The following is a 3,622-nucleotide window of genomic DNA, read 5'->3' on the forward strand; positions in this document are numbered from 1 at the left end:
AGATCGGCTTCCATTTCAGTGATCTCTAGTTTGTAAACGCCTGCTATGTTTGTTGCTTAAGCCCGACAGCTACTTTATACCATTTGTAGCCCAACCTTGAGGAATTGGTATAAACGGTTTCAAAACAAGGCTCAAGACGTTGTCGATGGCATGATGGCAGCGATCAGTGGAGCTAATCAGTCTAAAAACGTACTACATAGAGCTTGGACTTGTTTTGAACTAAGTAGTACAGCCAAGGGGCAGATTACAAACGTAATCTCACGGGTTGCCGGTGGCTGAAACCCCGATGCTCTGGTTGCCCTTCTGCGTCCTGGGCAACGGACCGAGCCAAATCAAGCGATTGAGCAAGGTTATCAGTTGCTCTATTTCTCAGTTTGATTGAACCAAGATGTTAAACAGTGTAAATCAAGCTCAGAGGTACTTTCAGGCTTAGCGTTGTTTTTAGTCCGATTGCTACAGGAACGCCTACTAACGGCATTCTAGGCTCAAGTGAGCCAAATCGACCTGAACTGAGGGATAGATCGCAGCGGTGTAGACAAAGCAACTGGCATCGAACCTCCTTTGTCCCTTGTGCCAAAGTTTGGGCATGCCACGAGTTCAAGAGCGGAAAAAAGTTGGGGATTTCAACAAAACGGTTGCCATCGTATGCTTCTCATCGAACTCGCGTTGATAAAAGAAGCGTTGAATTGATAGGTAGGAGGGTCCTAGTTTTAAGCACCCCTCGATGCTATCGTACGAGTTTCCAAGGGTTCCCCAACTTTTTCCGCTCTCCTACGTTGTTTCAGACTGCAACTTAGTCCTGATTGCACTTGGTGACACATTCGCCTCAAACCCCTAGAATAGTGTCTGGAAAAATCCAAACACCATTTTAGGGGGAACAATCGCCTTTTAGAGGATAGCAGTAATCACCTTAAATTCAGAAGCAGCCATCAACGCCGACTGCAACTTTATTGAATGCTGGTCCCTCAGTAATTTGAAGAATCACTGATGCATACTCTTTACCGCTGCTTTTTCTGCAAACATCTATATCGCTGAACAAATTTCTACCAGGTCCTCCCAGACCATCTTTTACGAACTCTACAGTTGTTGAAATAGAAGAAGCCTTAAATGCCTCCCCCATAAAGCTTCCTGATTTCTTCAGCATGTTGACGATATCTGTGCTTGCGTCTGCACTGATCAGGGATTTTGTTTGAAGGGCGACCAGCAGCATTGCTAAAGCATTGGCTGTTGCTGAATGGACACTGCCTTTGACGGGAGGAAAGCCCCAATCCTTGCTACTTTGGCGAAAGGCGCGCTCAATCCAGAGGTCCAATCCACCCTTAACTGCAAAGCCCTCCGCCTCAAGTGCCCCTTGAATGTACTGGAAGCCGAGATCCTCAGTACACAACGTGGCTGCTTCATTATTCGAGTTTTGAACCATCAAATGCATCCTCTCGCTGGATCCTAGTTGTGTTCTGCAATGGATTGCTCTTGGTGCTAGTTCCACGTCAGTAAACGTAAGAGAGGACGTCGTGATGAAGTCAATGTCCCAACCTAAACCATGCAGGGTTAAGTTCGGTGGAGTGAAGCTCAGCACTTTGTCTAGCTTCGGAAAATCTGAATTGAACTTGTATGCCTTGCTCACGATCGGTTTCCATGCGCTAATGATTTCTGAGATCAAAGCTGCAGGTGTAGTCGCAGAACTCTGCTCGGCAAAGTCACGAACGGCTTCTCGCAGACGGTATGCTGTGATTGCGACACCAACTTTGGAGATACTGGCAGCCAACGCCAAGTCACCACCTTTCACGCTCGCCATTTTCTTGGTTGAGAGTTCGACCACCGCTAATCCCCCATCTGGATTGGGTGCTGCTAAAGGTGAGAGTTTTGCTAGCAGGGCAGGATCTTGAGTTAGTCTCAGCGAAGTGAGCGTCAAAGGTATTGTTGCAAAAGGTGATATGGACGAAGCGCTCATTGTGCTGCTGTCTCCAAGCCCCCCGTCTGGAATCTTGGCGAGAACCTTATCAAACAGTGTAGAGCGTGGCTGACTATCACCCCATGTTGCCGCTAGTGCTGCAAGGTTTTGAGAATAGCTGCCACCAGTACCGTTGTTGTTGAAGCTTCCATTGCTACTGCCGTTCGCATTGCCGCTGCCACTTTGACTGCTACCGCCAACAGGCGTGATTGTACCTGCTCCACTGGCATTATTGCCTGCCGGGATTTGTCCTTGAGTCTTGTCGAAGTAGTTAATCTTTGCACCATCTTGGGAGTGGTTGCCGCCACTACTGATACAACCATCGGGGCTAATAGCACCACCTGTGTAAGCAGATGCTGCGGTCTTGGCCAAACTGATAATCACCTCAGCAGCAATTCGCTGTCTCTCGGTGTTTGCCTTGAGCAAGTTGTTCATGTTAGTGCTTGCTTGGTCACCTGTGGTTGCAGCACCTGCGGATGTTGCTTGTAAGGCAGCTTGAGACAATGCGATCGTGCCTTGCAGCCCGCTCATATCACGGAACATATTGCCATTCTGGATTGCCCCCAGAATGGCTGCCGTGCCAGCAAGGTCAGACAGACTCGGGGGCGAAGTGATGTTAATAATTGGGGTACTTCGTTGACAGGTTTAGTATCTTCGTTAGTTGCCCGACTACCCGTTTGAATAGCAGCAATTTCATTAGGCTGAAGCGGGATCGGAGAATCTTGCCAGTTCCAGAAGCGGGTAATATCCAGTTTCTCAGCACAGTTTGAACGTCTTAGCATGGCTTCAGCAAAAGTTCCACCAGATGCGAGCGGAACGATATCCTCCTTAGCACTACCAAGTTGAATACCATGTTCTTGAAGCCAATTCGCCCAAGTTTCATCGCTGGAAGCATCCGTATTCATTTTGAATGCCAAATAGTTACTATAGCAATCCGGCTCACCCCAGCATTAGCCTGCAAAGGGTCACGAAGGTAAAAGATGATAATCTCTGATCTGCCCGTATTACTCAAGGATTACGCGCCATTATCTACAAAGAAAGTAACTTGGGCGCTGCTCTATGCCGGACAGCATGACCATGCCTATACTTGGGCACAAGTACGCCGAGTTGAGCAAAATGCTAAAACAGGTGCCCTCCAAATTATTGAGTTTACGGAAGCGATCGAGCAGCAATTTGCTGAGAAACCTCAAAACCAATTCGGTCTGTTCGACACTCATAATGATGACTACCTTCTAAATTTAGGCTTACCTCCAATCTGGCTAGCAGTTATTCGTAAGCTGGTTATGAGGATGACTTGTTGAGTATCCTCGAAAAATTACCAGAAGATGTCGCAGAACGGTTCTTACGATTGGCAGGAGGTGAACTTGTCACTCCTCCACTGCCACCATCTCCTGAGAAACCAACCTTTGAAAATGAAGACACTCAACGTCGTTTTATTGTTGTCAAGAGCAGTGATGATATTGCCAAAATTTTGGCAGCTCCCCTAGCAACCTGGATGGGCTTTCTACATCCCTCACAACGCAAACTGGTAACCAATTCCTATAAGGGATCCGTCAAGGTGACAGGTTCCGCAGGTATAGCTGTTGCCAATACAGTTAGGACATAGACTAAGAGATATTCTTCCGCTAGAAGTGCTGAGTGTGTTTATGGCAAAAGCTTACAGTTGTGACT

4 protein-coding genes are annotated in these 3,622 nt (G+C 47.4%); 2 read left to right on the top strand and 2 right to left on the bottom strand.

What is annotated here, in order from left to right:
- Nucleotides 1-916: 916 nt before the first annotated feature.
- Nucleotides 917-2,455 carry a serine hydrolase gene (locus H6F76_RS04305; protein WP_190506242.1) on the bottom strand — a complete coding sequence of 513 codons (1,539 nt, stop codon included), beginning with the start codon at nucleotides 2,453-2,455 and terminating at the stop codon, nucleotides 917-919.
- Between the two features lie 23 nt (nucleotides 2,456-2,478).
- Nucleotides 2,479-2,856 carry a hypothetical protein gene (locus tag H6F76_RS04310; RefSeq protein WP_190506244.1) on the bottom strand — a complete coding sequence of 126 codons (378 nt, stop codon included), beginning with the start codon at nucleotides 2,854-2,856 and terminating at the stop codon, nucleotides 2,479-2,481.
- Nucleotides 2,857-2,931: 75 nt separating this feature from the next.
- Here H6F76_RS04310 and H6F76_RS04315 point away from each other — a divergent pair, with 75 nt between their 5' ends.
- Nucleotides 2,932-3,252 (top strand): hypothetical protein, encoded by a 321-nt coding sequence (locus H6F76_RS04315; protein ID WP_190506245.1) that lies wholly within the window; start codon nucleotides 2,932-2,934, stop codon nucleotides 3,250-3,252.
- Nucleotides 3,249-3,557: a hypothetical protein gene (locus H6F76_RS30290; RefSeq protein WP_242036527.1), complete on the top strand. Its 309-nt coding sequence runs from the start codon at nucleotides 3,249-3,251 to the stop codon at nucleotides 3,555-3,557. Before H6F76_RS04315 ends, H6F76_RS30290 begins: the two co-directional genes overlap by 4 nt.
- Nucleotides 3,558-3,622: the final 65 nt, after the last annotated feature.

Source organism: Leptolyngbya sp. FACHB-321 (assembly GCF_014695975.1).
In the GTDB taxonomy this organism is placed as follows: Bacteria; Cyanobacteriota; Cyanobacteriia; order Leptolyngbyales; family Leptolyngbyaceae; genus Stenomitos.

What these genes read in the sequence shown, in the direction of transcription:
- H6F76_RS04315 (WP_190506245.1), top strand. Translation starts at nt 2,932, where the DNA reads ATGATAATCTCTGATCTGCCCGTATTACTCAAGGATTACGCGCCATTA.
- H6F76_RS04310 (WP_190506244.1), bottom strand. Translation starts at nt 2,856, where the DNA reads ATGAATACGGATGCTTCCAGCGATGAAACTTGGGCGAATTGGCTTCAA.